Origin of the sequence: Variovorax sp. PAMC26660 (assembly GCF_014302995.1) — a bacterium.
Classification (GTDB): domain Bacteria; phylum Pseudomonadota; class Gammaproteobacteria; order Burkholderiales; family Burkholderiaceae_C; genus Variovorax.
On sequence record NZ_CP060295.1, the window covers coordinates 2,868,228 to 2,894,074 of the forward strand.

Annotated in this window: 24 protein-coding genes; 10 read left to right on the forward strand and 14 right to left on the reverse strand. The window is 65.9% G+C overall.

Going from position 1 to position 25,847, the window contains the following annotated elements; genetic code table 11:
* Nucleotides 1-11 precede the first annotated feature (11 nt).
* Entirely contained in the window at nt 12-926 is a 915-nt protein-coding gene (locus tag H7F35_RS13835; protein ID WP_187113409.1) for a LysR family transcriptional regulator, read from the reverse strand.
* A 130-nt stretch (nt 927-1,056) separates the two neighbouring features.
* On the opposite strand from H7F35_RS13835, the gene H7F35_RS13840 reads away from it, so the two are divergent.
* From H7F35_RS13840 to H7F35_RS13870, 7 genes are all read left to right on the forward strand, one after another.
* Nucleotides 1,057-2,394 carry a nucleobase:cation symporter-2 family protein gene (locus H7F35_RS13840; protein WP_187113410.1) on the forward strand — a complete coding sequence of 446 codons (1,338 nt, stop codon included), beginning with the start codon at nt 1,057-1,059 and terminating at the stop codon, nt 2,392-2,394.
* Nucleotides 2,395-2,434: 40 nt separating this feature from the next.
* Nucleotides 2,435-2,956, forward strand: a complete 522-nt coding sequence (locus tag H7F35_RS13845) for a nucleoside deaminase (RefSeq protein ID WP_187113411.1) — start codon at nt 2,435-2,437, stop codon at nt 2,954-2,956.
* 72 nt (nt 2,957-3,028) lie between these two features.
* Nucleotides 3,029-4,231 (forward strand): M20 aminoacylase family protein, encoded by a 1,203-nt coding sequence (locus tag H7F35_RS13850; protein ID WP_187113412.1) that lies wholly within the window; start codon nt 3,029-3,031, stop codon nt 4,229-4,231.
* Nucleotides 4,228-5,322, forward strand: a complete 1,095-nt coding sequence (locus H7F35_RS13855; protein WP_187113413.1) for a M14 family metallopeptidase — start codon at nt 4,228-4,230, stop codon at nt 5,320-5,322. Before H7F35_RS13850 ends, H7F35_RS13855 begins: the two co-directional genes overlap by 4 nt.
* Before the next feature lie 371 nt (nt 5,323-5,693).
* Nucleotides 5,694-7,754 carry a molybdopterin-dependent oxidoreductase gene (locus H7F35_RS13860; protein WP_187113414.1) on the forward strand — a complete coding sequence of 687 codons (2,061 nt, stop codon included), beginning with the start codon at nt 5,694-5,696 and terminating at the stop codon, nt 7,752-7,754.
* Nucleotides 7,751-8,881 (forward strand): aminopeptidase, encoded by a 1,131-nt coding sequence (locus H7F35_RS13865; RefSeq protein WP_187113415.1) that lies wholly within the window; start codon nt 7,751-7,753, stop codon nt 8,879-8,881. The genes H7F35_RS13860 and H7F35_RS13865 overlap by 4 nt, the downstream gene beginning before the upstream one ends.
* A complete protein-coding gene (locus tag H7F35_RS13870; RefSeq protein ID WP_187113416.1) occupies nt 8,874-9,188 on the forward strand; it encodes a polyhydroxyalkanoic acid system family protein in 315 nt (104 codons plus the stop codon). The genes H7F35_RS13865 and H7F35_RS13870 overlap by 8 nt, the downstream gene beginning before the upstream one ends.
* Before the next feature lie 18 nt (nt 9,189-9,206).
* Here the strand turns inward: H7F35_RS13870 and H7F35_RS13875 are convergent, their stop codons facing one another.
* From H7F35_RS13875 to H7F35_RS13905, 7 genes are all read right to left on the reverse strand, one after another.
* Nucleotides 9,207-9,944, reverse strand: a complete 738-nt coding sequence (locus H7F35_RS13875; RefSeq protein WP_187113417.1) for an SDR family oxidoreductase — start codon at nt 9,942-9,944, stop codon at nt 9,207-9,209.
* A gap of 303 nt (nt 9,945-10,247) precedes the next feature.
* On the reverse strand, nt 10,248-11,774 hold the full coding sequence (locus H7F35_RS13880) for an FGGY-family carbohydrate kinase (RefSeq protein WP_187113418.1): 1,527 nt from the start codon (nt 11,772-11,774) through the stop codon (nt 10,248-10,250).
* An 11-nt stretch (nt 11,775-11,785) separates the two neighbouring features.
* Nucleotides 11,786-12,916: an alcohol dehydrogenase catalytic domain-containing protein gene (locus tag H7F35_RS13885; RefSeq protein WP_187113419.1), complete on the reverse strand. Its 1,131-nt coding sequence runs from the start codon at nt 12,914-12,916 to the stop codon at nt 11,786-11,788.
* Between the two features lie 174 nt (nt 12,917-13,090).
* Nucleotides 13,091-14,071 carry an ABC transporter permease gene (locus H7F35_RS13890; RefSeq protein ID WP_187113420.1) on the reverse strand — a complete coding sequence of 327 codons (981 nt, stop codon included), beginning with the start codon at nt 14,069-14,071 and terminating at the stop codon, nt 13,091-13,093.
* Between the two features lie 363 nt (nt 14,072-14,434).
* Nucleotides 14,435-15,928: a sugar ABC transporter ATP-binding protein gene (locus tag H7F35_RS13895; RefSeq protein WP_187114265.1), complete on the reverse strand. Its 1,494-nt coding sequence runs from the start codon at nt 15,926-15,928 to the stop codon at nt 14,435-14,437.
* A gap of 57 nt (nt 15,929-15,985) precedes the next feature.
* Nucleotides 15,986-16,906, reverse strand: a complete 921-nt coding sequence (locus H7F35_RS13900) for an ABC transporter substrate-binding protein (protein ID WP_187113421.1) — start codon at nt 16,904-16,906, stop codon at nt 15,986-15,988.
* Between the two features lie 126 nt (nt 16,907-17,032).
* Nucleotides 17,033-17,923 carry a helix-turn-helix domain-containing protein gene (locus H7F35_RS13905; RefSeq protein ID WP_187113422.1) on the reverse strand — a complete coding sequence of 297 codons (891 nt, stop codon included), beginning with the start codon at nt 17,921-17,923 and terminating at the stop codon, nt 17,033-17,035.
* 309 nt (nt 17,924-18,232) lie between these two features.
* Here H7F35_RS13905 and H7F35_RS13910 point away from each other — a divergent pair, with 309 nt between their 5' ends.
* Nucleotides 18,233-19,471: a CaiB/BaiF CoA transferase family protein gene (locus H7F35_RS13910; RefSeq protein WP_187113423.1), complete on the forward strand. Its 1,239-nt coding sequence runs from the start codon at nt 18,233-18,235 to the stop codon at nt 19,469-19,471.
* 13 nt (nt 19,472-19,484) lie between these two features.
* Here H7F35_RS13910 and H7F35_RS13915 read toward each other — a convergent pair whose 3' ends face one another.
* From H7F35_RS13915 to H7F35_RS13940, 6 genes are all read right to left on the reverse strand, one after another.
* Entirely contained in the window at nt 19,485-19,742 is a 258-nt protein-coding gene (locus H7F35_RS13915) for an acyl-CoA-binding protein (RefSeq protein WP_187113424.1), read from the reverse strand.
* A 64-nt stretch (nt 19,743-19,806) separates the two neighbouring features.
* Nucleotides 19,807-20,643 carry a hypothetical protein gene (locus tag H7F35_RS13920; RefSeq protein ID WP_187113425.1) on the reverse strand — a complete coding sequence of 279 codons (837 nt, stop codon included), beginning with the start codon at nt 20,641-20,643 and terminating at the stop codon, nt 19,807-19,809.
* Nucleotides 20,644-20,646: 3 nt separating this feature from the next.
* A complete protein-coding gene (locus H7F35_RS13925; RefSeq protein WP_187113426.1) occupies nt 20,647-21,354 on the reverse strand; it encodes a TetR/AcrR family transcriptional regulator in 708 nt (235 codons plus the stop codon).
* Nucleotides 21,355-21,479: 125 nt separating this feature from the next.
* Nucleotides 21,480-21,995, reverse strand: coding sequence for a phasin family protein (locus H7F35_RS13930; protein WP_187113427.1), 516 nt, complete (start codon nt 21,993-21,995; stop codon nt 21,480-21,482).
* 90 nt (nt 21,996-22,085) lie between these two features.
* Entirely contained in the window at nt 22,086-22,535 is a 450-nt protein-coding gene (locus H7F35_RS13935) for an acyl-CoA thioesterase (protein WP_187113428.1), read from the reverse strand.
* A gap of 408 nt (nt 22,536-22,943) precedes the next feature.
* Entirely contained in the window at nt 22,944-23,837 is an 894-nt protein-coding gene (locus H7F35_RS13940) for a LysR family transcriptional regulator (RefSeq protein WP_187113429.1), read from the reverse strand.
* A 143-nt stretch (nt 23,838-23,980) separates the two neighbouring features.
* Between H7F35_RS13940 and gtdA the strand changes: the two genes are divergently transcribed.
* Together gtdA and H7F35_RS13950 are read left to right on the forward strand one after the other, a co-directional pair.
* Complete coding sequence (gene gtdA / locus H7F35_RS13945) at nt 23,981-25,069, forward strand: gentisate 1,2-dioxygenase (protein WP_187113430.1); 1,089 nt, start codon at nt 23,981-23,983, stop codon at nt 25,067-25,069.
* Nucleotides 25,070-25,135: 66 nt separating this feature from the next.
* Complete coding sequence (locus H7F35_RS13950) at nt 25,136-25,840, forward strand: fumarylacetoacetate hydrolase family protein (protein ID WP_187113431.1); 705 nt, start codon at nt 25,136-25,138, stop codon at nt 25,838-25,840.
* Nucleotides 25,841-25,847 lie beyond the last annotated feature (7 nt).

The window sequence follows — 25,847 nt, forward strand, 5'->3', positions numbered from 1 at the left end:
TCCGGCGGCTTTCAGAAGGTGGTCGGATGGCCGGCGCTGTCGGTCTCCGATACCTTGAAGCGCGCCAGCTCGGTGCGCAGCCAGGTGCCCGCCTTGCCGAGCGGGCGCGCCTTGTTCCAGAGCAGGTCGACGCCCAGCAGCCAGTCGGTGTGCGGGTAGGCACCCAGCTGTAGCTCGACCAGTTCGCCATCGGCCAGTTCGCGCTGGACCAGCCGCCTCGGCAAGGTGGCCCAGCCCAGGCCGGCGCGCGTCATCTCCAGCAGCGCCAGGTAGCTCTCGGCGCGCCAGCATCGCGTGGCGCCCAGGTACTCGGTGGTGGGCAGCCGCTCGCTGTGCGCGCTGAAGGCGAGCCGGCGATGCCGGTGCAGGTCGGTGAAGTTCACCGCAGCCATGGCCGCCAGCGGATGCCCGCGCGCTGCCACATGCGCCATCACCAGCTTGCCCATCTGCACGAAGTCCAGCTCGCGCGCATAGCCCGGCTGCGCGAACCCGATGCCGAGCTGCGCCTCGCCCTGCTGCACCAGTGCGCTGACATCGCCGTGCAGCGGATGCCGCACTTCCAGGTCGACATACGGAAACTGCGCGGCAAAGGCCGCGAACGCAGGCATCAGCACGTTGTAGGGAATTTCGATGGCCAGCGTGAGGCCGGACTCGACCGACTCCGCCAGGCTCTGCGCATGGCCTTCCAGTGCGAGGCATCGGTCGAGCACGCCGTTGGCCTCGCGCAGCATGCGATGGCCGGCCTCCGTCAGCGTGGGGATCTTGGTCGCGCGGTCGAACAGCGCCACGCCCAGGTCGACTTCGAGGTTGCCGATGGCCGCGCTCACCGTCGATTGCGTCTTGCCCAACTGGCGCGCCGCCGCCGAAAAAGAACCGGCCTGCGCCACGGCGGCAAAGGTTTCGAGTTGCTCCAGCGAATAGCGCACGGCGTCCTTCTTCCATCGAAAAAAACGATGAATACTAACTTTGACGCCCGATGGAGGCCATCGATCATCCGCCCCGTCCGGCCGCAGAGCCGGGCAAAAAAACAGCCGACATACAACGCGGAGACTTTCGATGACCCTTTCTTCCGGTGCCCACCCCGTGGACGAAGTGCTGCCCCCGCAGCAGATGGCAACCTACGGGCTGCAGCATGTGCTGGTGCTCTATGCGGGCGCGGTGGCCGTGCCGCTGATCCTGGGCAGCGCGCTCGGGCTCACGCAGGCGCAGGTCGTGACGCTGATCAATGCCAACCTGCTGACCTCCGGCATTGCCACGCTGATCCAGACCCTGGGTTTCTGGAAGTTCGGCGCGCGGCTGCCGCTGGTGCAGGCCTGCTCGTTCATCGCGCTGGCGCCGATGATCATGATCGGCAAGGAATACGGCCTGCCTTATGTGTTCGGCGCCGTCATCGCCGGCGGCGCCATCACGGTGCTGCTGGCGCCGGTGATCAGCCGGCTGCTGCGCTTTTTTCCGCCAGTGGTCATCGGCAGCCTCATCACCGTGATCGGCATTTCGCTGATGCCGGCTGCCGCGATCTGGCTGGGCGGCGGCAACCCGGATGCGGCCGACTTCGGCAGCGTGCAGAACCTGCTGCTGGGCCTTGCGACCATTGCCATCACGCTGTTCGTCTATGCGCGGTTCAGCGGCTTCGTCGGCAACCTCGCGGTGCTGCTGGGGCTGATTGCGGGCACGGCGATTGCAGCGGCCTTCGGGCTCACCGATTTCGTGCAGGTGGGCCATGCGGCGTGGTTCGAGGTGAGCGCGCCTTTCGCATTCGGCCTGCCCGCGTTCGGGCTGGCTCCCATCCTGATCATGACGCTCGCGATGCTGGTCATCATGGCCGAGACCACTGGCAACTGCCTGGCCATCGGGCAGATCGTCGGTCGTCCGTCGACCCAGGCGACGCTGGGCAACGCCTTTCGTGCCGATGGGTTGTCGACCATGATCGGCGGCGTCTTCAACAGCTTTCCCTACAACGCCTTCACGCAGAACACCGGACTCATCGCGCTGTCGGGCATCAAGAGCCGCTACGTGGTGGCCTCGGCGGGCGCCATCATGGTGCTGATGGGGTTGTTTCCCAAGCTCGGTGCATTGATCGCCTCGGTGCCGCGGCCGGTGCTCGGCGGCTGCGCGATCGTGATGTTCGGCATGACGACGGTGGCGGGCATCCAGGAACTCTCGCGCGTCAAGTTCGAAGGCACGCGCAACGCGATCATCGTGGCCGTGTCGGTGAGCGTGGGCGTGCTGCCGATGTCGTTCCCCGCGCTGTTCGCGCATGCCAGCGGCCCGCTCAAGCTGGTGCTCGAAAGCGGCATCTTCCTGGGTGCGATCACGGCGGTGCTGCTCAATCTGCTGCTGAACCGGGGGGCGGCGACGGTGACCGAAGAAGCACCCGTTGCCGTGGTGCACTGATCCAGACAAATCTTTTTTCTCTTGACGAAGCTCTACTGACATGAACCACAGCCCACCCAACGCCACGCCCGCCAACCTGTCCACGCGCGACCTCGAACTGCTGCGCATGACGATCGCGCTGTCGGAAGAATCGAAGGCCCGTGGCCGCCATCCCTTTGCCGCGCTGGTGGCCGACGAGCACGGCGAAGTCGTCGTGACGGCCGGCAACAACTCGATGCCCCCCGAGGGCGACCCCACGCAGCACGCCGAGCTGGTCGCGGCCGCGCAGGCGGCGCGCCTGCGCACGCCGGAGCAACTGGCCCGCTGCACGCTGTTCACCAGCGCCGAGCCCTGCTGCATGTGCGCCGGCGCCATCTACTGGACGAACATCGGCCGCGTGGTCTATGCGCTTTCCGAACATGCGCTGCTCGGCCTGACCGGCGACCATCCGGAAAACCCGACCTTCTCGCTGCCTTGCCGCGAGGTCTTCGTGCGTGGTCAGCGGCGCGTCGAAGTGGTGGGGCCGCTGCTCGAAGACGAAGCCGCGGCGCCGCATCGCGGCTTCTGGACCGCAGGCCATTGACGCACCGGCTGCGTGTTTTCCGCCGTGCCTCGAAATGCCAGAGTGGATAGACTGGCGTTTTGAGACCACGCCATGAAACTCATTGATTCCCTCGTCACGCAGGCGGCCGGCATTGCCGCCGTCCGACGTGACCTCCACGCCCACCCCGAACTCTGCTTCGAAGAAGTCCGCACCGCTGATGTGGTGGCAGGCAAGCTCACCGAATGGGGCATTCCCATCCACCGGGGGCTCGGCACCACCGGCGTGGTCGGCATCATCAAGAACGGCACCAGCCACCGCGCCGTCGGCCTGCGCGCCGACATGGACGCGCTGCCCGTCACCGAACTCAACACCTTCGCCCACGCCAGCCAGCACCACGGCAAGATGCACGCCTGCGGCCACGACGGCCACACGGCCATGCTGCTCGCAGCCGCGCAGCACCTGGCCAAGAACCGCAACTTCGACGGCACCGTCTACCTGATCTTCCAGCCGGCCGAAGAGGGCGGCGGCGGTGCCCGCGAAATGATCAAGGAAGGGCTGTTCGAGCAGTTCCCCATGGACGCCGTGTTCGGCATGCACAACTGGCCCGGCATGGCCGCCGGCCAGTTCGCCGTGAGCCCCGGCCCGGTGATGGCGTCGGGCAACAAGTTCTACCTCAACGTGATCGGCAAGGGCGGCCACGCCGCGCTGCCGCAGACCGGCATCGACCCGGTGCCGATCGCCTGCGAGATCGTGCAGGCCTTCCAGACCATCCTGACGCGCAAGATGAAGCCGACCGATTCGGCCGTGATCTCGGTCACCACCATCCACGCGGGCGAAACCAACAACGTGATTCCCGACAACTGCGAGCTGTCGGGCACCGTGCGCACCTTCTCGCTCGACGTGCTGGACATGATCGAGGCGAAGATGAAGCAGGTCTCGGAGCACATCTGCGCGGCGCATGACGCCACCTGCGACTTCCGCTTCGAGCGCTACTACCCGCCGACCATCAACACCGAGGCCGAGGCCAACTTCGCGCGCCGCGTGATGGGCGACATCGTCGGTGCCGAGAACGTGCTCAAGCAGGAAGCCGCCATGACCTCGGAAGACTTCGCCTTCATGCTGCAGGCCAAGCCCGGTGCCTATGCCTTCATCGGCAACGGCGACGGCGCGCACCGCGACGTGCACCACGGCGAAGGCCCGTGCACGCTGCACAACGCGAGTTACGACTTCAACGACGACCTCATTCCATTGGGCGCCACCTGCTGGGTGCAGATCGCCGAGCAGTTCCTCAAGCCCGGCGGGGGCGCCCCATGATCGGCATCGCCGAAGCCTTCTCGCCGCGCTACGCGCAGGCGCGCCAGAAATTCCTTCAAGGCTGCGTGAGTGCCGGCCTCACGGTCGAGCCGCATGCGCACCCGCTCAAGGGCCGCGACGGTGAAGACCTGTCGATGGACGTGGCGCTCGACGGCGATGCCAATGCCGAGCATCTGCTGATCGTCACCAGCGCCTGCCACGGCGTCGAAGGCCATTGCGGCAGCGGCGTGCAGGTGTTCGCGCTGCACGACGCCGAATGGCGAGAGAAGGCCAGGGCGCAGGGTGTGGCGGTGCTGTATGTGCACGCGCTGAACCCGCACGGTTTTTCTTATGGCCGACGTGTCACGCAAGAGAACGTCGACTTGAACCGCAACTTCATCGACTTCTCCAAGCCGGTGCCGGTGAACGAGCCCTACGCCAAGCTGCATGCGCTGTTGTTGCCCGACACCTGGCCGCCCACGCCAGACAACCAGGCCGCGATTGCGAAGTGGATCGACAAGCACGGCGCCACCGCCTACCAGGCGGCCGTCACCAGCGGCCAGTACCAGTTCGACGACGGCCTGTTCTTCGGCGGCAAGGCGCCGACCTGGAGCAACAAGACCATTCGCGAAGTGCTGCGCCGCCATGCGGGCCGCGCGCGCCGCGTGGCCTGGATCGACCTGCACACGGGGCTCGGGCCGAACGGTCTGGGCGAGCGCATCTTTGCCTGCAAGGACGACAAGGTCGCCTATGCGCGCGCCAATGCCTGGTGGGGCACGCCTGCGGAGCCGGTCACGTCGATCTACGATGGCTCGTCGACCTCGGCGCTGTTGCGTGGGTTGATGTGGGACGCCATGTATGAGGAGTGCCCGCAGGCCGAGTACACCGGCATCGCGCTCGAATACGGCACGTTGCCGATGATCGAAGTGACCGGTGCGCTGCGTGCCGACCACTGGCTGCACAAGCACCCGGAAGCACCGTCCGATCTGGCCGATGGCATTCGCGCGCGGATGGTCGAGGCCTTTTATACGGACACCGATGCGTGGCGTGGGCAGATCGTCAGCCAGGCTCGGCAGGCGATGTTTCAGGCTGTGGATGGGCTTGCTGGCTGAGCCTTTTTGATTTGATGCGTTGAATTGGGGTGCTGCCGTTCAGGGCGTCGCTCCCGCCGACACGGTGCTCTTTTTCGCGAATGTCCCCCGCTTCGCTCCTCCTTTATTTCGCGAAAAAGAGCCCCGTATCGACGTGAGCGCTCAGAGCGGTCGTTGATCGCAGGATCAATAGCAGCGTGCCTCTGTGCGAATGACACCGGGTGCTCCCCGCAGCGAAATAAAGGAGGAGCGAAGCGGGGGACATTCGCGGAGGGGAGCACCCGGTGTCATTCGCACCCGCCCTGAACAAGCGGCGCCACGAATGCCCCAACGGCCGTCATCGTGAAAACCTCCCTCTGTGCTTTGGTTTGCGCACAAATTAGACTCGCCCGATGGCCCACGCACCGGATACCTTGCTCGAAGAAGCACCCCAGACCGCAACGTCCACCGTGCTGGGGGCCTGCCCCCACGACTGCCCGGACACCTGCGCGCTCGTCACCACCGTCAAGGACGGTGTCGCCGTGAAGTTGCAGGGCAATGCCGCCCACTCGCACACCGGTGGCGTGCTGTGCACCAAGGTGTCGCGCTACATCGAGCGCAACGACCATGCCGAACGGCTGGTGCAGCCCCTCAAACGCGTCGGCCCCAAGGGCAGCGGCCAGTTCGAGCCGGTGTCGTGGGATGCCGCGCTGGACGACATCGCCGCGCAACTTCGGTCATTGCAGGGCAATTCTGAAGAAATTCTTCCCTACAGCTACGCGGGCACCATGGGGCTGGTGCAAGGCGAATCGATGGACCGGCGCTTCTTCCACAAGCTGGGCGCCACGCTGCTGGACCGTACGATCTGCTCGATGGCTGGCGGCGAGGCCATGGTCTACACGCTGGGCGCCAAGGTCGGCATGCGGATCGAGTTCTTCGCCGAAGCCAAGCTGATCCTCATCTGGGGCAGCAACTCCATCGCCAGCAACCTGCATTTCTGGCGCCATGCGCAGGCCGCCAAGCGCGCCGGTGCACGGCTGGTGTGCATCGACCCGCGCAAGACCGAAACCGCCGACAAGTGCGACGAACACATCGCGCTGCTGCCCGGCACCGACGCCGCGCTGGCGCTGGCACTGATGCACGAGCTGATCGTGCATGACTGGCTCGACCACGACTACATCGCTCAACACACGCTGGGCTGGGAACAGTTGCGCGAGCGTGCGCTGCAGTGGCCGCCTTCGCGTGCGGCGCAAGTCTGCGGCGTGCCCGAAGAACAGATCGTGGCGCTGGCCCAGGCCTACGGCACCACCAAGCCAGCCGCGATCCGCTTGAACTACGGCATGCAGCGCGTGCGCGGCGGCGGCAACGCGGCCCGCGCCATCGCCTGCCTGCCCGCGCTGGTGGGTGCGTGGCGCGACCGCGCGGGTGGCCTGCTGCTGAGCAGCTCGGGCCACTACCCGGTCGACCGCGCCGCGTTGCAGCGGCCCGACCTGCTGGCCGGCCGCCGGCCGCGCACCGTCAACATGAGCACCATTGGCGACGCGCTGCTCGACACCGCCAAGCCGGTAAAGGCCATCGTGGTCTACAACAGCAACCCCGTTGCCGTGGCGCCCGAGTCGGCCAAGGTGGTGGCGGGCTTCGCGCGCGAAGACCTGTTCACCGTGGTGCTGGAGCAGTTCCGCACCGACACCGCCGATTACGCCGACTACCTGCTGCCCGCCACCACGCAACTGGAGCACTGGGACATCCACTGCAGCTACGGCCACACCGACGTGCTGCTCAACCGCCCGGCCGTGGCGCCGCGCGGTGAGGCCCGCAGCAACGCCTGGGTGTTTCGCGAACTCGCGCGCCGCATGGGCTTCGACGAGCCCTGCTTCTCGGAGAGCGACGAATCGCTGTGCCGCACCGCCTTTGCCGAAGACACCATTGACTTCGCGCAGTTGCTTGCGCAGGGCTTCACCACGGTGAAGCTGCCCGATGCGCCCTTTGCCGAAGGCAAGTTCCCAACGCCCTCGGGCCGCTGCGAATTCTTCAGTGGGCGCCTGCAGGCCATGGGCATGGACGGCCTGCCCGACCACGTGCCCAACTGGGAGCCCGCCGGCAGCTCGACCGAGTTCCCGCTCGCGATGATCTCGCCGCCCGCGCGCAACTTTCTCAACTCGACCTTCGTCAATGTGACGAGCTTGCGCGCCATCGAAGTCGAGCCGCTGCTCGAAATCCACGAGGCCGATGCCGCCGCGCGCGGCATCGAGGACGGCGCCACCGTGCGCGTGTTCAACAAGCGCGGCGAGCACCGCTGCCGCGCCGAGGTCTCGCGCCGTGCGCGCCAGGGCGTGGTGCACGGCATGGGCATCTGGTGGCGCAAGCTCGGCATGGACGGCACCAACGTCAACGAACTCACCAGCCAGCGCCTGACCGACATCGGCCGCGGACCCACTTTCTACGACTGTCTGGTGCAAGTCGAAAAAGCATGAGGCCGCTGTTTGCCTTGACGCTGGCCGGTGCGGCGCTGTTGTCGCTCTCCGGCTGCGCCGACCTCGGCTATTACTGGCAATCCGCCAGTGGCCACATCGGCATCATGCGGGCCGCCAAGCCCGTGCCCGAATGGCTGGCCGACCCGGCTGTTTCGGCGCCGCTCAAGGCCAAGCTCGAACTCACGCAACGCATCCGCAGTTTCGCCGTGACCGAGCTGGGCCTGCCCGACAACCCGAGCTACAAGTCGTACGCCGACCTGCACCGCGCCGCCGCCGTGTGGAACGTGGTGGCCGCGCCGCCGTATTCGCTCACGCTCAAGAGCTGGTGCTTCCCGGTCGCGGGCTGCGTGGGCTATCGCGGTTACTACGACGAAGCTGCGGCCAAGACCGAAGCCGAGGCGCAGAAGAAGCTCGACATGGAAGTGGCCGTGTACCCCGTGCCCGCGTATTCCACGCTGGGCTGGATGAACTGGGCCGGCGGCGATCCGTTGTTGTCCACCTTCATCGGCTACCCCGAGGGCGAACTCGCGCGCATCGTGTTCCACGAGCTGGCGCACCAGGTGCTTTACGTGGCGGGCGACACGGTGTTCAACGAGTCCTACGCCACAGCGGTCGAACGCATCGGCGGCGCGATGTGGCTGCAGCGCGAAGCCGGCGATGCAGCCCGCCGCGAATACACGCAGTTCGATTCGCAACGCCAGGACTTCAGGGCGCTGGCACTGAACACCCGTCGCGCGCTGACGCAGGTCTACGAATCGCCGCAAGCCAAGGCCAAGGACTGGGCCGCCGTGGAAGTCATGAAGCAGGCTGCCATGGCCGACTTCCGCGCGCGCTATGCCAAGCTGCGCGAGGGCTGGACCGGGCCGCGCCAGGGCGCTTATGACGGCTGGGTGGCGCGCGCCAACAACGCGGCCTTCGGTGCACAGGGCGCCTACGACGACCTGGTGCCTAGCTTCGAGAAACTTTTCGAGCGCGAGGGCCACGACTGGCCGCGCTTCTACACTGAGGTCCGGCGCATTTCCCGGCTGCCGACCGAGGAAGAACGCCGCAGCGCGCTGCAGGCGGCCACCGGTATCCTGCAAACCCACAGCGACCACAACGACAAAAACGGAGATCACGGTGCCTGACATCCATATCGAACGCAACCACACGCTGGGCATTGCCGGCGCACGCGAAGTCGCGCGCCAATGGGTGCAACAGGCCGAGCAGGAGTTCGGCCTCGAATGCGCTTACACCGAAGGCAAAGACCGAGACACCGCGCAGTTCACCCGCGCCGGCATCGACGGCACTGTCGAGGTCACGGCCAGCACCTTCACGCTCGATGCCACGCTGGGCTTTCTGTTCAGCAGCTTCAGCGATCAGATCGAGCAGAAGATCACGCGCAACCTCGATGCGCTGCTCGACGCTCCTCAGGGCGGCAGCCGCTTCGCCTGAGCGGCTTCCTTCTTTCTTTCAGACGATGGTGTAGCCGCCGTCCACCGGCAGCGCGACACCGCTCACCATCGACGCGCCGTCGCTCAGCAGGAACAGGATCGGCGCGACCACTTCTTCCACCTGCGCGAAGCGACCCAGCGGAATGCCCCGGATCGCCGCTGCGCTCTTGACCGGATCGGCCCAGGCCTGTTCGGCCATCGGCGTGAGCGTGACGGTGGGGTTCACGCTGTTCACGCGAATGCCGTGCGGTCCGAATTCGAGGCACAACGAGCGCGTGATCGCATCCATCGCGGCCTTCGAGGCGCAGTAGCAAAGATGCGCGTCGAGCGCCACCAGTGCGGCCTGGCTCGACACATTGACGATGCTGCCGCGCACGCCGGCCGCGATCATGGCCTTGCCGCAGCGCGAGGCCACCAATGCCGCCGCGCGTGCATTGACGGCCATCACGGCATCGAAGTTCTCGGCCTGCAGGTCGAGTGCCGATTCGAGCAGGGCTATGCCGGCGCAGTTCACCACGAGGTCGAAGGCTGGCAATGTCGCGAGTGCGCTTTCCAGCGCGGGGGCGTCGGCCACGTCGAGTGCCAGCGGCGTGCAATTGGCTTCAGTGTGCAGTGCTTCCAACGCGGCCGCGTTGCGTCCTATGGCGGTGACCTGCGCGCCTGACTGCGCGAGCCGTACCGCCACTGCGCGGCCGATGCCGCTGCTCGCACCGGTCACGAGTGCGCGCTTGCCTGAGAAGTCGAAGGAGGTGGTCATGTCAGTGGGTCTATTTGATGTTGTGTTCAGGGCGGGTGCGAATGACACCAGGAGCTCCCCTCCGCGAATGTCCCCCGCTTCGCTCCTCCTTTATTTCGCTGCGGGGAGCACCCGGTGTCATTCGCACCTAGGCACGCTGCTGGTGTGCAGCCGATCAACGACCGCTCTGACCGCTCACGCCGATACGGGGCTCTTTTTCGCGAAATAAAGGAGGAGCGAAGCGGGGGACATTCGCGAAAAAGAGCACCGTGTCGGCGTGAGTGCCGCCCCGAACAGCGGCGCCTCAAATCGAAAGAAAAGAGTTCACCCCAGCCGATGCATCGCATCCCGCAACGCCGGGTAAAGCGATTTGTAGATCTCGAAGCGCTCGCGATACACCGCTTGCGCCGCAGGCTCCGGCCGCGCCCGTTCAACCAGCGTGACCCAGCCGCTCTCTGCGACAGTTGCGTCGACCAGCCCAGCACCGAGCGCAGCAAGCATCGCCGCACCAAGCGCCGCCTCGACCTCTTCCTCGATGGTGAACACCCGGTAGCCCGTGATGTCCGCCACGATCTGCATCCACAGGTCTGAATGCGCTGCGCCGCCGACCACGATGAGCCGGTCGTCCAGCGGCTGCCCGCTCTGCCGGCCGGCCTCGATGTTGTGTTGCAGCGCAAAGCTCACGCCTTCGAGCACTGCGCGGTACAGATGCGCGCGGCTGTGGGCGAGCGAAAGGCCGATGAATGCGCCCTTGGCCTGTGCGTCCCAGATCGGGCTGCGCTCGCCCATCAGGTAGGGCAGGAAGACCAGCCCCTGCGCACCGGGCGGAACGTCGACAGCCTTGCGCTCGATCAGCGCGTGCGCGTCCTCGCCGGTGCGCGCGGCCTCGGCAATTTCGGCCTGGCAGAAGGTGTCCTTGAACCATGTGATGGCCGCCCCCGCCGTGATCGCGCCGCCGAACACATAGCTGCGGTCCGCGCCCCGGTACACGTGCGGCATGGTGATGAGCTTGTGCCGCGCATCGACCGTCGGGCTCACGAAGCCCCAGCACATGCTGGTGCCGATCATCGCCACATGGTCGCCGCTGCCGGTGACGCCCGCGCAGAAAGTCGCCACGGCCGCATCGACGCCACCCGCCATCAGCGGCATGCCTTCGGCAAGGCCCAGCTTCGCAGCCCATTCCGCGCTCAGGCCACCCACCACATCGCTCGACTCGACAAGGCGCGGCGGCATCATGCGCGCCGGAATGCCGAGCATGTCGAGTGCTTCGCTCGACCAGCGGCGCCGCGCCGCGTCGTACACGCCGCCGATGTTGCCGGCCGAACTGTGATCGACCGCAAGCTCGCCCGTCAGCCGCCAGTTGATGTAACTGTTGGGCGGCAGGAAGTACGCGGTCTTTGCCCACACCTCGGGCAACTGCTCGCGAACCCACAGGATCTTCGTGAAGCCGTAATAACTGTCGACGCCGTTGCCGGTGATGGCTTCGAGACGCGGCACATCGACATTCGTGTTCACCCACGCGACTTCGGCGGTGGCACGCCGGTCCATCCAGATCAGGCAGGGGTGCAGCGGTTGCATGGCGTCATCGACCGGGATGCCCGCGCCGCCGTAGAGGCTGCTCACGCACATCGCGGCGATGTCCGTGGGCGCGATGCCGCTCTGCGCGACGCAGGTGCGGACGCTCTCGCACACCGCGTCGAACCACACCGTGCAGTCCTGTTGCGCCCACAGCGGCTGCGGCGTTTCGGGCTGGTAGGCCACGCTGTGTTGCGAATGCACCTTGCCGTCGATGCCGACCAGCAGGCACTTGGTGCTCTGCGTGCCGATGTCGACGCCGATCACGTATTTCATGGTGTGTGGTCTCAGGGTCTGGGCTGCGGCTTGAGCAGCACCTTGATGGAATCCAGCGAGTTTGCCAGCGCGAAGGCGCGCTCCCATTCGGTCAACGGAAAGTCGTGCGTCACGATGCCCTTCGAGGTGACGAGGCCGCGCGCCAACAGGTCGATGGCAATCGGGTAGCAGTAGGGCCCCAGGTGCGCGCCACGCACGTCCAGTTCCTTGCGGTCGCCGATGATCGACCAGTCGGCGCTGGTCTCCGAGCCGAACACGCTGAACTCGACGAAGCGACCGAGCTTGCGGATCATCTCCAGCCCCTGCGTCACGCCGATGGGTGCGCCGGTGGTCTCGATGTACACGTCGCAACCGTAGCCTTCGGTCAGGCCCTTGACGATGGCATCGGCGTTCTCGGTCTTCGGGTTGATCGTCACGTCGGCGCCGAACTGCCTTGCGAGTGCCAGGCGCTCGGGCACGAGGTCGATCACGATCAGCTTTTTCGGCGTCTTCAGGCGCGCGGCCTGCACCATCATCAGGCCGAGGGGGCCGGCGCCAGCGATCACCACCACGTCGTCGAGCTGGATGTCGCCACGGTTCACCGTATGGATCGCGCACGACAGCGGCTCGATGATGGCAGCGTCTTCCAGCGAGATGTCATCGGGGATCTTGTGCACGCGCGAGGTCGGCGGCAGCCGCATGTAGTCGGCCATGCCGCCATCGGCCACGATGCGCTGGAAGCCGAAGATGTTGTGCACCTCGCACATCCAGTACTTGCCCGAAGTACAGAAGCGGCACTTGCCGCAGGGCACGATCTGCTCGGCGATCACGCGGTCGCCTTTCTCCACGCCGAAGTGTTCGGCCGCGCCTTCGCCGAGTGCTTCGACGTAGCCGAAGAACTCGTGGCCAGGAATGACCGGCGCCTTGACCCACGAAGGCTGGCCGTCGCCGCCCCAGAACATCTTCGCGCCCGAGTGGCACTTGCAGTCGGAGGCGCAGATGCCGCAGGCGGCGATGGAGATCAGCAGTTCGTTGCGGCCGATGGTGGGCATCGCGACGGTTTCGAGGCGGTAGTCCTTGGGGCCGTGGCACACGACGGCCTGCATGGCGGCGAGTTCACCGATGGCGCCCGATGCGTTGGGCTGGAGTTTTTGATACGACATGGGGTCCTTGTGGTCAGAGGGTGTGTTGTGTTCGGGTCTTTCTCCCTCCCCTTCCGGGGGAGGGCAGGGGTGGGGGCAAGCGGCGGTCGATAAGGCGCTGTGGCTGATCCAGCGCCGCCTGCCCCCCATCCCAGCCTTCCCCCAGAGGGGGAAGGAGCAAGACAGGAAAGAGGGTCAGCGTTTCGCCTCGCGGCTGATGAAGATGGCGAGCAGAACGATCCCGCCCTTGATGATCAATTGCAGGTACGGCGACACGCCGATCATGTTGAGACCGTTGTTCAGCACGCCGAGCAACAGCGCGCCGACCAGCGTGCCCACGATGGCACCGCGTCCACCGGCAATGGACGTACCGCCCATCACCACCGCCGCGATGGCGTCCAGTTCGAAGCCCACGCCCACGCCGGGCTGTCCACTGGTCACGCGTGCGGCTTGCACGATGCCGGCAATCGCTGCGGTGAATCCGCTCAGCCCATACACAAGCAGCTTGTAGCGCGATACACGCACGCCAGACAGCCGCGTGGCTTCCTCATTGCCTCCGATGGCATACACATAGCGGCCGAACGGTGCCATGTTCAGCAGCACGTAGGCCACGAGGTAAGTCGCCAGCATGATGAGGATCGGCACCTTGATGCCCGCCAGCACACCGCCGCCAAGGAAGGCGAACGAGTCCGGCAAGCCATCGATCGGATAGCCGCCCGTGTAGATCAATGCAACGCCGCGTGCGATGCCCATGGTGGCCAGCGTCACGATGATCGGCGGCATGCGCAGATAGGCCACGCAGTAGCCGTTGAAGAGGCCGATCACCACGCCGACGGCCAGCCCCAGCGGCACGGCAAGCATCGGAGGAAGTCCGAACTGCACCATCATCCCCGAGGCCAGCGTGCCCGACAGCGCGACCACCGCACCCACCGAAAGATCGATGCCGCCGGTAAGGATCGCGGCCGTCATGCCTACCGCGATGATCGCGTTGATGGACGACTGCAGCGCGATGTTCTGCAGATTGCCCCATGAGAGGAAGTTGTCGGTCGCGACGATCATGAAGATCGAGATGGCGATGAGTCCTACCAGTGGGAGGAATGCTGTGGAGCGGCGCAACTGGGTGAAGAAGCTGCCTGCAGGCGCCGGCGGTGTGGGGTGGGTGGTGGTGGCGTTCATTTCAGGTGCTCCACTGGGCATTGCTGGTTTGTGAAGACGAGGGCTTTTGTTCGGGGTGCGTGCGAATGACACCGGGAGCTCCCCTGTGCGAATGTCCCCCGCTTCGCTCCTCCTTTATTTCGCTGCGGGGAGCACCCGGTGTCATTCGCACATGGGCGGGCTGCTGGTGATCGGCGATCAACAACCGCTCTGTCCAACGCTCACGCCGATACGGTGCTCTTTTTCGCGAAATAAAGGAGGAGCGAAGCGGGGGACATTCGCGAAAAAGAGCACCGTGTCGGCGTGAGCGACGCCCTGAACAGCAGCGCCCAGAACAACGAACGCCAAACGCAGCGCATCGAATCAAAAGACCCGCAGTGGCAGTCATTGAAGGCTCCCCGATGAAGTGGCGCAACGCATGATGTCGCCCGAGTTGATGGCATCGCCTTCGAGCGTCGCCACGATGGCCCCGCCAGAGAACACAGCGACGCGATCGCACATGCCGACGATCTCGGGCAGCTCGCTCGAAATCATCACGATCGATTTGCCCTGCCGCGTGAGTTCGCGCATCAGGCTGTAGATCTCCGCCTTGGCGCCCACGTCGATGCCGCGCGTCGGCTCGTCGAAGATCAGCACCTCGCAGTCGTGACCGAGCCAGCGCGCAATCACCACCTTCTGCTGGTTGCCACCCGAGAGCGTCGCCACCCGCGTCTCGATGTCGGGCGCCTTCACGCCCACACGCTTCGAGAGTTCGCTGGCCGACTGCTTCTCCGACTTCTGGCTCACCAGCCCCGCATGGCGGTGCTTGCCCAGGTTGTTCATCGAGATGTTGAAGCGGATCGTGAAGTCGGTGATCAGCCCCTCGACCTTGCGACTCTCCGGCAACAGGCCGATGCCGTTTTCCAGCGCCTGCGTCGGGTCGTTCAAGCGCACGGACTTGCCGTTGCGCAGAACAGTCTTGCGATGCACGCGGTCGGCACCCATCATTCCCAACGCAAGTTCGGTGCGGCCCGAACCCACCAGCCCCGCAAAGCCAAGGATCTCGCCTTCGTACAGATCGAAGGCGTTGACGGGACCGCCTTTCGCGAGCTGGATCTCCGTCACTTCGAGCACCTTGCGCTCGCGCGGTGCAGGCTGCGGCTTCGGCGGAAAGTTGTGCTCGATCCGGCGGCCCACCATCATCTCGACCAGCGCATCCACATCGGTCGCGCCGACGTCTGCGTGCCCCGCATTGGCCCCATCGCGCAGCACGCTGATGCGGTCGCACACCTCGAAAATTTCGTCCAGGTGGTGCGAGATGAAGATCATCGCCACGCCCCTGCCGCGCAGCTCGCGCATGATCCTGAACAGATGCCCCGCCTCGTTCGGCGTGAGCGTGGCGGTCGGCTCGTCGAGCACCAGCAGCCGCGCCTTCAGCGACAGCGCCTTGCCGATCTCGACGAACTGCTGCTGCGCCACCGAGAGCCGGCAGATCGGCACGCCCAGATCGATCTGCACACCCAGTTCATCGAACAGTGCCTGCGCCGAACGCCTCATTGCCGCCTTGTCCATCAGCCCGAAGCGGTTCTTCAGATATCGGCCGAGAAAAATGTTCTCCACCGCGTTCAGGTACGGCACCAGGCTGAACTCCTGGAAGATGATGCCGATGCCCGCCGCAATCGCGTCGTTGTAGCCCGCGAACTTGCGCTCGCTGCCTTCGATGAAGATGCGGCCCTCGTCGGCCTGGTAGATGCCGCCGAGGATCTTCATCAGCGTCGACTTGCCCGCGCCGTTCTCGCCGAGCAGCGCATGCACCTCGCCCTTGCGGATCGAGAGGTCGATGCCCGCGAGCGCCTTCACGCCGGGGAAGCTCTTCGAGACGCCTTCGAGCCGCAGCATCTCGGCGTTGTCGTTCGTGGTCACGGGCTTGTCCGCCTGCTTGTTTGTTTGCGCGGCTTACCAGCTGAAGGTCTTGGCGCCTTCAGCGTCGATCAGCTTCACATCGACCGGCACGGCAGCCGGCACGTTGGCCCCCCACTTCTTGGCGAGCGCGATACCGATGGCCAGGCGGATCTGGTCGCGCGGGTACTGCGCGGTGGTCGCGATGAACTTCGAGCCCGGCTTCTGCATCGCCTTGATGGCTTCGGGCGCACCATCGACGCTGGTGAGCTTCACGTCCTTGCCGCTGGCTTCGATGGCGGCGAGCGCGCCCATCGAGCCACCGTCGTTCACGCTGAAGATGCCCTTCAGGTTGCCGTTGGCCTGCAGGATGTTTTCAGTGACGGTGAGCGCGGTGGCGCGCTCCTGCTTGCCGTTCTGCGTGCTCACCACCTTGATGCCCGGGTACTTGGCGAGTGCTTCGCGGCAGCCCTTCACGCGTTCCAGGATCGGCACGACCGGAATGCCGTCGAGGATGGCCACGTCGCCCTTCTCGCCGATGTTCTTCGCAAGGTACTCGCAGGCCAGGCGGCCCGCGTCGGTGTTCTTGGAGCCCACGAACGAATCGACCGGGCCTTGTGCGTTGGCATCCACCGCCACCACGATCAGTCCTGCCTTCTTGGCCGAACGCACCGCCGACTGCACACCGGCGGAGTCGGTCGGGTTCAGCAGCAGGATGTCGACCTTCTTCTGGATCATGTCTTCCACGTCGCCGATCTGCTTGGCCACGTCGTGCCGCGCGTCGGTGGTGACCACGGTCGCGCCGATGGTGGCGGCGGCTTCTTCCAGCGCCTGCTTCATCGTCACGAAGTAGGGGTTGTTCAGTTCCTGGAAGGTCATGCCGATGCGCAGTGGCTGCTTCGGCGTCTGCGCCTGTGCGGCGGATGCACCGCAGACCAGCGCGGCGGTGAGGGCGGTGGCTTTGAGGATGTTCTTCATGATGGCTGTCTCCTTGGGTTTGTGACTGACGGACCGACTGTCGAAAAAACGCGGACAAAGGCTCGCCCCACGCGGCACCCGAAGGGCCGCGTCGGTGACGACACGGGGAACACGAAAAGCGCCTGGCTACGGCGGGTTGGCGGCACGCGAGGCCGCAGCCTGCATGCGATGGAAATTGCGGAACTTGGTTGGCGGCATGCGCTTGTGCAACAAGAACTGCCGGTTGAAGTTCGACACGTTGTTGAAGCCCACGTCCATGCAGACGTCGAGCACCGGCTTCTCGCTGTTGGTCAGCAGCTCGCAGGCGCGGCTGATGCGCAGCCGGTTCACGTAGCGCACGAAAGACTGGCCCGTGTGCTTGCGGAACGACCGCGAGAAAGCGCTCGGGCTTTGGCCCACCAGCTCGGCCAGCATCGGCTCGCGCAGGTCGTCGCCCAGGTTGGCCGCGATGTGCGCCAGCACGTTGTTGATCGCGTGCGACATGAAGGCCTTGGGGTCGGGCTTGAACGCGGGGCTGGCCAGCCGCTGGCGGTCGCTGCTGTCGACCAGCAGTTCGAGCAAAGACAGCAGCAGGATCACGCGGCGCAATCCGCGCGCTTCGAGCAGCGATTCCATGATCGGTTTGGCGGCGATCGCGGTCTCGGCGGAAAAGAGCACGCCCGCGCCCGACTCGGCCAGCAGCGGCACGATGCGCTCGAACTCGGGAAAGGCCGCGGCCATGTGATCGGGCAGTGTGGCCGGGAACTGGATCACGATGCCGCGCCGCTCGACGCTCTGGCCGGCGGGCACGTCGCTGATCCAGTTGTGCGGCAGGTCGGGGCCCATCAGCACGAGGTTGCCGGGCTCGAAGTGGCCGACGTGGTCGCCCACGAAGTAGACGCCGCGTGTTTCGACGATCAACTGGATTTCGTATTCGGGGTGGAAGTGCCAGCGCACCGTGCGATACGGATAGCCGTGCGCCCAGGCGGTGAACGATTCGTCACCGCGGACTTCGACGATTTCCAGATCGGGTTGCATGGCGTTCCTTGTTCCTTGTCTCTGTGTTTGTTGTGAATGGCGACGTGTGACAGCGTGGGGCGGACTGTACGAATCGCCCAGGACGTCAACAACCAGAGATGGCGCCTCAGGTTGATACTTTTTTGACATCGAAGCAAGCCGCTGAGCATGGGCATTGCATCGCAGCAAAGTGCTTTCTCCTCCGGGGAGAGTGGGGCGCCACGGTGCGATTGCTGCACTGCAAAAGTCGCTGAAAGCACCGGGTCAAAAATTCATAGGTGTTTTCCCGCCCCGAGAGCGTCGGGCGTCGGCACGGCACACTCTGGCGCCATGACGAACACCTCTTCTTCTCCTGTGGCCACGGGCCCGTTGGCCGGCCTCAAGGTCGTCGAACTCGGGCAACTCATCGCCGGGCCCTTTGCCGCACGCACGCTGGCCGACTTCGGCGCCGAGGTCATCAAGATCGAGCCGCCCGGCGCGGGCGACCCGCTGCGCACCTGGCGGCTGCTGAAAGACGGCACGTCGGTCTGGTGGCAGGTGCAATCGCGCAACAAGCGCTCGCTGGCGCTCGACCTGCGCGAGCCCGAGGCGCAGGCCATCGTGCGCCAGCTCGCGGCCGAGGCCGATGTGCTGATCGAGAATTTCCGCCCCGGTGCAATGGAAGGCTGGGGGCTGGGGCCCGATGCGCTGCTGGCCACCAACCCCGCGCTCGTGATGCTGCGCATCAGCGGCTACGGACAGACCGGTCCGTACCGTGACCGCCCAGGCTTCGGCGTGGTAGCCGAGGCCATGGGCGGGCTGCGCCATCTCACGGGCGAGCCGGGCCGCGTGCCGGTGCGCGTGGGTGTGTCGATCGGCGACACGCTGGCGTCATTGCACGGCGTGATCGGCGTGCTGATGGCGATGCAGCACCGGCATGCGACGGTGAGCGCCGAGCATCCGAAGGGCGTGGGGCAGGTGATCGACGTGGCGCTCTACGAAGCGGTCTTCAACTGCATGGAAAGCCTGCTGCCCGAGTACGGCGAATTCGGCGCGGTGCGCGAGGCGGCCGGCAGTGCATTGCCCGGCATCGCACCGACCAATGCGTACCGCTGCGCGGATGGCGGCTATGCCATCGTCGCGGGCAATGGCGACAGCATCTTTCGCAGGCTCATGGAATGCATCGGCCGGCCTGATCTCGCTGCCGATCCGGCGCTGTCGGGCAACGCCGGGCGGGTGGCGCAAGTCGAAATGCTCGATGCCGCCATCGGCGACTGGGCCGCGCAGCGCACGGTGAACGACGTGCTCGCGGCGCTCGATGCGGCGCACGTGCCGGGCGGTCGCATCTACACCATCGCCGACATCGCGGCCGATGCGCACTACGCCGCGCGCGGCATGCTGCAACAGGTGCTGATGCCCGACGGCAGCGCGCTCGCGGTGCCCGGCTTCGTGCCCAAGCTGTCGCTCACGCCCGCCAGCCACCGGCACAACGCGCCAGCGCTGGGTGCCGACACCGATGCGGTGTTGAAGGAGATCGGGTTGAGCGCCGAGCAGATCGCCGCGCTGCATGCGCGCGGGATCGTCGGCTAACGGGCGAGGGCTGTCAGGCGCGCAGCGATTCGATCAGGTCGATGTACTGCTGCTTGGCGTCGTCGGCGCTCGCGCCCTTCAGAGCCGTCCATGCGTCCCACTTGGCACGCGCCACGAAGTCGCTGAAGCTGGGCTTCTTGGCGGCGTTGTCGCCTTCGGTGGCCTGCTTGAACAGGCCGTAGATCTTGAGCAGCGTCGGGTTGTCGGGGCGCTCGGCGAGCAGCTTGGAGTTGGCCTGGGCGGCTTCGAACTGGGCGTTGAGATCGGACATGGCGGTCAAATTGATAAGCAGAAAACGCGCATCTTAAATGCCGTGGTACCTGCCTGTACCAGGCTCAGTCCCGCAAGCCCACCCGCGCCAGTTCCACATCCAGCCGCTCCCGCGCATCCGCCGGCTTCAGCGCCGCGGCCTTCTCGAAGAGCTGCGTGGCCTCGCCCATGCGCGACTCGCCGTGCAGCATCGCGAGCGCGCGGGCGTACTCCATCATTCCTGCGGCCGAATCGGGATGCAGCTCAAGGCCGCGCTCGAACAGCTCGATCGATGTTTCGGCACGCACGCCGTAGGTCATGCGGCCGACCAGCGCGCCCACCTTGTCGATCACCTCGGCATGGAAGGCGGCCAGTGCGACATGCGCGTCGGCATGCCGGGGCTGCAGCGCGATCACGCGTTCCAGCGCGGCCTTGAGCTTGCTGCCCAAACCCTGCGCCAGTGCACGCGCCACGCTGATGCCCTGGCTGTAGCGGCCCAGCGCATAGGCCTGCCAGTACAGGGCGTGGCAGTTCTCGGGCTCGGCGACAGCTTGCGCGCCGGCGCGTTCGATCACCTGGCGGAACATCGACAGGCGCACGGCTTCGCGCGGTTCGAGGTAGTTGGCGTAGATGGCGGTCGCCTGGTTGGCGAGCGTCTGGCCGTCGCCGCCGTGCAGCAATCCGATGGTGGCGGCGCGTTCGAATTCGCCGCTGTGGTACAGCGCCCAGCCTTCGGCGAGCGGCGTGCCTTCGGCCGGCGGCGGCAGTTCATGGCCGGCATGCAGGCGCTGCCAATGCGGCAGCACGCTGCGCGCGTCGAAGCGCGGCACGTCGGCGTAGGGCAGGGGCGTCCAGGGTTCCGCGTTGGCGGCAACCGGACTGGCGGACATCAGCGAGAGCGGTTTGAAGTCTGGGTGGGGCATGGTCTAGACCGCCATATCGACTGTGGGGGCCGCAGCGCTGCCGCCGTTCGCGGCATCTTCCCCGTTGTAGGCATTGCTCAGTGTCAGCAGATGCCGTCGCTGTTCCCGGCCCAGGTAGGGCGCCAGCAGGTGCAGCGTGTGATGGCCGCCGCGCAGCAGTGCGCCCTGCGCATGTGCCGGCTCCAGCGCCTCGCGCGGGTTGCGCACGTACTCGTAGCTGAGCCAGTAGGTCAGCACCACGACCATGCTCTGCGCGAGCGTGTCGACCTCGTGCGCGTCGATCTCCAGATGGCCGGCGCGGCTCAGGCCTGCAATCAGCTGGCGGATGGCGCGGGCCTTGTTCTTCAGCACCAGCTGGAACTGGGTCTCGATGTGCCGGTTCTTGCTCAGCAGGTCGTTGAGGTCGCGGTACAGAAAGCGGTAGCGCCAGATCAGCTCGAACAGGCTGTGCATGAAGAACCACGCGTCCTCCACGTCGTGCACGCCTTCGCTGGCGTGCAGCAGCTCGTTGAGCTCGGCCTCGTAGGCTTCGTAGAGCTTGTTGATCAGCTCTTCCTTGGCGGGGTAGTGGTAGTAGAGATTGCCCGGACTGATGTTGAGTTCGCCCGCCACCAATGTGGTGGAGACGTTCGGTTCCCCGAAGCGGTTGAACAGGTCCAATGCGGCTTCGAGGATGCGTTGCGCTGTGCGGCGTGGCGCCTTCTTTGCCATGTCGGTGCCCCCGTGTGTCTCGTGGTCTCTTGGGGACACTCTAGCGTATGTGCACCGCACCATGAACGGTGCGGGACATGTTTTGCGGCGCTGATTTTTTGTGCAGTGCCGCAATACCGGCAGGGTCAGCCGGCGTTGCCGCTGTTGTGGCGGCGCACGGTTTTCTTCGCGGGAGCAGTGGGTGCCTTGCGTGCCGCGGTCTTGCGGGCGGCGCGCGCTGTCTTGGCGGGCGTGGCGGTTTCGCTGGCGCCGGCGCGGTGCTTCAGTTGCGCTTCGAGGGTGTCGATGCGGGCCTGCAGTGCGGCCATGTCGGCGGCCGAGGGCACGCCGAGTTTTTCGAGCGCGCGGGCCACGCGTTCTTCGAAGATGTTCTCCAGCTTGCCCCACTGGCCGGCGGCCTTGGTGCCGAACTCGCTGGCAAAGCCGGCCATGCGGGTCTGGGCTTGCGCCAGGGTTTCTTCGGCGGCTTGCTGGGTCTTCTTCTGCATGCCGGCGCCGTCCTTGACCAGCGCCTCGAAGGCCTTGCTGCCTTCCTGCTGCATCTTGGCGAAGGCGCCGAGGCCGGCCAGCCAGATCTGCTGGGCGGAATCCTTGATGCGGTCGGAGGCTTTGTTGTTGCTGTCGTCGTCGGCGGTGGCCATGCGGAGGTTCCTTGAAAGGGGGCGTCGAATCGCAAGACTCTAGCCGCCCACGGCCTCTGCCGTTAGAGCTTTCCGCCTAGTTGTGCAGGGTCAGGGTGTGGCGCCGGCCGCGCGACTGGCGTCGAGGTGCGTCTTGGCACGCTCGGCCAGGGCCATTTCGCCGGGCGTGCCGGGCACGAAGCTCTGCACCGGCAGCGGGCGGCCATGCGAGTCGACCGAGACGAACACGATCAGGCATTCGGTGGTTTTCTCCATCACGCCGCCCTTCATGTCGCCGCTGCGCACCTCGACCGAGATGTTCATGCTGGTGGTGCCGGTGTAGGCCAGGCGGGCTTCGACCTCGACGAGGTCGCCGATCATGATCGGCCGGTGAAAGCGGATGCTGCCGATGAAGGCGGTGACGCAGTAGCGCTTGGCCCAGCTGGTCGCGCAGGCGTAGCCGGCCTCGTCGATCCATTTCATGACCGTGCCGCCGTGGACCTTACCGCCGAAGTTGACGGTGCTGGGCTCGGCGAGAAAGCGCAGGGTGATGGAAGACATGGGCGCCTTTTTTGTGGGGGCTGTGGGTGGGGAGCCGCGATTATGCGAGCGGCCTGTGGTTTGCTCTCGCGCCGGCTGTCTCCCGTGAATGCTCGTCTGTCTGCAAGGCTTGTGCCAGTGAGCGTTCTTGGCGTTGCTGTTCGGGGTAGGTGCGAATGACGCCAGGAGCTCCCCTCCGCGAATGTCCCCCGCTTCGCTCCTCCTTTATTTCGCTGCGGGGAGCACCTGGCGTCATTCGCACTGGGCACGCTGCTGGTGATCGCCGATCAACAACCGCTCTGTCCAACGCTCACGCCGATACGGTGCTCTTTTTTCGCGAAATAAAGGAGGAGCGAAGCGGGGGACATTCGCGAAAAAAGAGCACCGTGTCGGCGTGAGCGACGCCCTGAACAGCAGCGTACAAAATCTTCACCCGTTGAACAACTGAGCCAACGTGCGCCGCAGCCAAGCATTCCCCGGGTCCGCATGAAAGCGCTCGTGCCAGTGCTGCTTCACCGCGTAGTCCGGTAGCGTGAAGGGCAGCTCCAACAGCTTCACCGGCTCCTGCGTCGCCAGCACCTTGCCCAGGATGCGCGGCACCACCACGATCAGCTCGGTGTGCGCCACGATGCGCGCCACGCTCAAGAAGCTCGACAGCCGCACCACCACGTCGCGCTTGAGCCCCAGCCGGGCGATGGTCGTGTCGACGATGGCGTGGCCCGTGCCTGAAGTCGACACCACCGCATGCGCCTCCGCCTCGAAGCGCTTGCGCGTGAGCCGGGCGCCGATGCGCGGATGGTTCTGCGCCGCCAGGCAGACGAAGTTCTGCATGAACAGCGTCTGCTGGTAGAAGCCCGCGTCCAGTTGCGGCATGAAGCCCACGGCCAGATCGACCTCGCCGTCCTGCAGCCGGCGACCGCTGATCGTGGAAATGATCTCGGTCTCGATGTGCACGCCCGGCGCCACATGCCGCAGATGGTCAAGCAGCCCGGGCAACAGCACCACCTCGCTGATGTCGGTCATGCAGATGCGAAAGCGCCGCTGCGCCTGCGCCGGATCGAAGCTGCTGCGATTGCCCTGGGCCTGCGCCAGTTGCGCCAATGCCTCGCGCAGGTTGGGATAGATGCGCTCGGCGTGCGGCGTGGGCTGCATGCCCTGCGCGGTGCGCGTGAACAGCCGGTCGTCGAAATGCGCGCGCAGCTTGTTGAGCGCGGTGCTCGCCGCCGCCTGTGCCATGCCCAGCCGCTCGGCCGCCTTCGAGACATTGCCGGTCTTGTAGACCTCGTCGAACACGGCGAGCCATTCGAGATCGAGCTTGGACATGGGGGGCTTTTCCGAAGGCGAAAGACACCATTATCCGAATTTGCAATTCCGGGTATTGACCACCGGCCTTGAGGAAATAGTGGTGCGGATCAACAATGCCGCCGTTGGCGTTGTTCGTCGCCAGCGCCCGGAGACAAACCCGCATGAACCCCGCCCCGCAAAAAAAAGCCCCCGCGTCCGCCCCGGCCAACGCCGCAGAGCGCCGCGACTACTACGCGCGCATCCGCCCGCTGAACCTCACGCCGCTGTGGGAATCGCTGCACGCACTGGTGCCGCGCGAACCGCAGACGCCCTGCGTGCCGGCGCTCTGGCGCTACGACGAGATCCGCCCGCTGCTGATGGAATCGGCCGACCTCATCACCGCCGAGGAGGCCGTGCGCCGCGTGCTGGTGCTCGAAAACCCGGCGCTGCCCGGCAACTCGTCGATCACGCAGTCGATCTACGCGGGCCTGCAGCTCATCATGCCGGGCGAGATCGCGCCTTCGCACCGCCATGTGCAGTCGGCCCTGCGCTTCATCGTCGACGGCAAGGGCGCCTACACCACGGTGGGCGGCGAGCGCACCACCATGTACCCGGGCGACTTCATCATCACGCCCTCGTGGGCCTGGCATGACCACGGCAACGAAGGCATCGGCGGTGTGACCGAGCCGGTGGTCTGGCTCGACGGGCTCGACATTCCGATGCTGCGTTTCTTCGACGCGGGCTTTGCCGAGAACGACGACGCCAAGGTGCAGCACGTGTCGCGGCCCGAAGGCCACAGCCTTGCGCGCTTCGGCCACAACATGGTGCCGGTGCGGCACGACCATGTGTCGGCCACTTCGCCGATCTTCAACTACCCCTATGCGCGCAGCCGCGAAGCATTGGCCCAATTGCAGAAGCAGGAAGCACCCGATGCCTGGCTCGGCCACAAGCTGCGCTACGTCAACCCGCTGACGGGCGGCTCGCCGATGCCGACCATCTCGACCAATCTGCAACTGCTGCCGAAGGGCTTCGCCGGCAAGACGCACCGCGCGACCGATGGCGCCGTGTACAGCGTGGTCGAAGGCCATGGCACTGCAGAGATTGCGGGCCAGCGCTTCGAGTTCGGTCCGCGCGACACCTTCGTCGTGCCGTCGTGGGCGCCGCTGCGTTTGCTGGCCGAAGCAGAAGATGTGGTGCTCTTCAGCTTCTCCGATCGCCCCGTGCAGCAGGCCATGGGCATCCTGCGCGAAGCCTTTCTCGAAGACGCCTGAACACAGGCGCATCTCTTTCCTTTTCATTTGTTCGACCGTGTGCCGCCGTGTGCGGCAGGAGCCCCCATGTCCTTCGTTTTCACGCCCCCTTCCATCGTCGGCCTGCCCATCGTCGATTCCGACAAGCTGTTCCCCGTGCGCCGCGTCTACTGCGTCGGCCGCAACTACGCGGCGCATGCGCGCGAGATGGGGTTCGACCCCGAGCGCGAACCGCCTTTCTTCTTCTGCAAGCCCAATGACGACGCATCGGTGGTGCCCGTGGCCGAAGGCCAGACCGGTTCCATTCCGTACCCGCCGCTCACGAGCAACTACCACTACGAAGCCGAGCTGGTCGTCGCCATCGGCAAGGGCGGCAAGGACATCCCGGTCGAGCAGGCCGCCAGCCACATCCACAGCTATGCCGTGGGCCTGGACATGACGCGCCGCGACCTGCAGATGAAGATGCGCGAGCAGGGCCGCCCGTGGGAAATCGGCAAGGCCTTCGACTTCTCGGCACCCATCGCACCGCTGCGCACGCTGGCCGACATGGGCGAGGTCAACGGCGGCGCCATCACGCTCGAAGTCGACGGGCAGGTGCGCCAGAGCAGCGACATCGCGCACCTGATCTGGTCGGTCAATGAAGTGATCGCCAATCTCTCGACGCTCTTCACGCTGCAGCCCGGCGACCTGATCTTCACCGGCACGCCCGAAGGCGTGGGCGCAGTGAAGGCGGGCCAGACGATCAAGGTGAGCATCGAGCGACTGCCTTCGCTGACCGTTCGCATCGACTGACACGACG

Excerpts from the sequence above, each read along its gene's own strand:
- H7F35_RS13855 (WP_187113413.1), top strand. The coding sequence starts at position 4,228 with ATGATCGGCATCGCCGAAGCCTTCTCGCCGCGCTACGCGCAGGCGCGC.
- H7F35_RS13885 (WP_187113419.1), bottom strand. The coding sequence starts at position 12,916 with ATGTCGTATCAAAAACTCCAGCCCAACGCATCGGGCGCCATCGGTGAA.
- H7F35_RS13925 (WP_187113426.1), bottom strand. The coding sequence starts at position 21,354 with ATGGCAAAGAAGGCGCCACGCCGCACAGCGCAACGCATCCTCGAAGCC.
- H7F35_RS13850 (WP_187113412.1), top strand. The coding sequence starts at position 3,029 with ATGAAACTCATTGATTCCCTCGTCACGCAGGCGGCCGGCATTGCCGCC.
- H7F35_RS13905 (WP_187113422.1), bottom strand. The coding sequence starts at position 17,923 with ATGCAACCCGATCTGGAAATCGTCGAAGTCCGCGGTGACGAATCGTTC.
- H7F35_RS13895 (WP_187114265.1), bottom strand. The coding sequence starts at position 15,928 with ATGCTGCGGCTCGAAGGCGTCTCGAAGAGCTTCCCCGGCGTGAAGGCG.
- H7F35_RS13935 (WP_187113428.1), bottom strand. The coding sequence starts at position 22,535 with ATGTCTTCCATCACCCTGCGCTTTCTCGCCGAGCCCAGCACCGTCAAC.
- H7F35_RS13845 (WP_187113411.1), top strand. The coding sequence starts at position 2,435 with ATGAACCACAGCCCACCCAACGCCACGCCCGCCAACCTGTCCACGCGC.
- H7F35_RS13865 (WP_187113415.1), top strand. The coding sequence starts at position 7,751 with ATGAGGCCGCTGTTTGCCTTGACGCTGGCCGGTGCGGCGCTGTTGTCG.
- H7F35_RS13915 (WP_187113424.1), bottom strand. The coding sequence starts at position 19,742 with ATGTCCGATCTCAACGCCCAGTTCGAAGCCGCCCAGGCCAACTCCAAG.
- H7F35_RS13950 (WP_187113431.1), top strand. The coding sequence starts at position 25,136 with ATGTCCTTCGTTTTCACGCCCCCTTCCATCGTCGGCCTGCCCATCGTC.
- H7F35_RS13890 (WP_187113420.1), bottom strand. The coding sequence starts at position 14,071 with ATGAACGCCACCACCACCCACCCCACACCGCCGGCGCCTGCAGGCAGC.
- H7F35_RS13840 (WP_187113410.1), top strand. The coding sequence starts at position 1,057 with ATGACCCTTTCTTCCGGTGCCCACCCCGTGGACGAAGTGCTGCCCCCG.
- H7F35_RS13860 (WP_187113414.1), top strand. The coding sequence starts at position 5,694 with ATGGCCCACGCACCGGATACCTTGCTCGAAGAAGCACCCCAGACCGCA.
- H7F35_RS13880 (WP_187113418.1), bottom strand. The coding sequence starts at position 11,774 with ATGAAATACGTGATCGGCGTCGACATCGGCACGCAGAGCACCAAGTGC.
- H7F35_RS13900 (WP_187113421.1), bottom strand. The coding sequence starts at position 16,906 with ATGAAGAACATCCTCAAAGCCACCGCCCTCACCGCCGCGCTGGTCTGC.
- H7F35_RS13920 (WP_187113425.1), bottom strand. The coding sequence starts at position 20,643 with ATGCCCCACCCAGACTTCAAACCGCTCTCGCTGATGTCCGCCAGTCCG.
- gtdA (WP_187113430.1), top strand. The coding sequence starts at position 23,981 with ATGAACCCCGCCCCGCAAAAAAAAGCCCCCGCGTCCGCCCCGGCCAAC.
- H7F35_RS13930 (WP_187113427.1), bottom strand. The coding sequence starts at position 21,995 with ATGGCCACCGCCGACGACGACAGCAACAACAAAGCCTCCGACCGCATC.
- H7F35_RS13875 (WP_187113417.1), bottom strand. The coding sequence starts at position 9,944 with ATGACCACCTCCTTCGACTTCTCAGGCAAGCGCGCACTCGTGACCGGT.
- H7F35_RS13910 (WP_187113423.1), top strand. The coding sequence starts at position 18,233 with ATGACGAACACCTCTTCTTCTCCTGTGGCCACGGGCCCGTTGGCCGGC.
- H7F35_RS13940 (WP_187113429.1), bottom strand. The coding sequence starts at position 23,837 with ATGTCCAAGCTCGATCTCGAATGGCTCGCCGTGTTCGACGAGGTCTAC.